The sequence below is a fragment of the Haloferax marisrubri genome, from assembly GCF_001469875.2.
GTDB classification, from domain to species: Archaea; Halobacteriota; Halobacteria; order Halobacteriales; family Haloferacaceae; genus Haloferax; species Haloferax marisrubri.
In genome coordinates this window covers 157,608-159,018 of sequence record NZ_LOPW02000016.1, presented here as the reverse complement: position 1 = coordinate 159,018, position 1,411 = coordinate 157,608, and the positions used below count along the sequence as shown (strand labels likewise).

Here is a 1,411-nt window from a genome sequence, read left to right as displayed (position 1 = left end):
CCGCGAGCAGTACGGACAAGCGTTCGTCGCAAACGAGATTCTCAGCTACCTCATCAAGGCGCTGTTCGACGAGGAGTATGGCAGCGACGTCTTCGGGTTGGATGACCTCTTTGCGGCCGCCCTCGAGATGCAGCGGGAGCGAACTGTGCCGCCGGTTTCGGCGGACAATCGGAGCGTCGAGGAGTCGCTCACGCGGCACTTCGCGAAGGACGACCACCAGTTCCAAGTGTCGATGGACGCCGTCGGGAACCGCCTCGATAAACTCAGAGAAGACGCCCACCTGCGACGGATCTTCAGCCACGTTCCGGAACAGGACGAGACGGGAGAGTACGTTGACAACCGATTCGACTTCCGTGAATTCCTCGACGAAGACGTCACGATCCTGTTCGACTTAGGTGACCTTCGCCCGGAGGCACAGCGAGCGATCACACTCCTCCTATTGAGTAACCTCTGGGACGCGGTGCAGGTACGTCGCCGTGACGGGAACACGGACTACGAGAACCTTACCAACCTCATCATCGAGGAGGCGGCCCCCGTCGCATCAACGAAACTCGTCTCCGAGCAGTTGCTTCCACAGGGCCGGTCGTTCGGTCTGAGCATGGGACTGGTAATGCAGTTCCCCGGGCAGGTTCGAAATCGGAGCGAACGCGCCTACGACGAGGTTCTCAACAACATCAAGACGAAGCTCATCGGGAACATCTCGCTTGAGCGCGACCTCGCTGAATCGCTGGCCCACGAAGACCTGACCCCGACTGACCTCCGAAACCGGATTAACACGCTCCCCAGCGGAGAGTGGATCGCCCAACTGCCGAGTCCGTCATTCGGGGAGACCGGCCCAGCCCCGTTTTCGGTGAAGCCGCTCCCGATAGCGGCCGGTCATCCAGAGAGTGACGAGCCGTTGTCTGTCGAACAGGCGGACCATTTCGAGACTGTGGCCCTCCCGCGACTGTCGGAGCGAACACAGGCTCAGTATGGGCTTGCTGAGGTGGGTGACTCGACCCCGATCCGAGATGAGGCTGGTTGGGGAAGCCCAAGAGACGACACGACAGTTACCGCTGATCGAAATCGTGTGGAAACAGACTCCACGCAATCTTCGTTCATCGGACAAGGGACACCAGATAGTCCGTCGATATCGACCGGAACGAGTGATACCAATGCTGAGCCACAGGAGAGTACCTCGTTGTTCAACATGGCGACTGAGGACGAAGAGGAGTCACCGGGCGACGGGAACGGGCATCCGGAAGCTCGCTCATCGCCCGTCCAAGCTAGTGAGGTCCCTATCTCCGATAACGAACTTCGGAAGCGTGGCCTCAGCTATGATGATGTCCATTTCCTCAGCCAAGTTCTTGAGGTGATGAACCGCGAGGCTACTGAGTATACTCTCCTCAACTCGATGCGGCCCCTCCGAGAT

At 59.2% G+C, this 1,411-nt stretch carries 1 pseudogene; it reads left to right on the top strand.

The features are described from left to right. A pseudogene (locus AUR65_RS12110) lies at nt 1–1,411 on the top strand (ATP-binding protein); the annotation flags it as partial.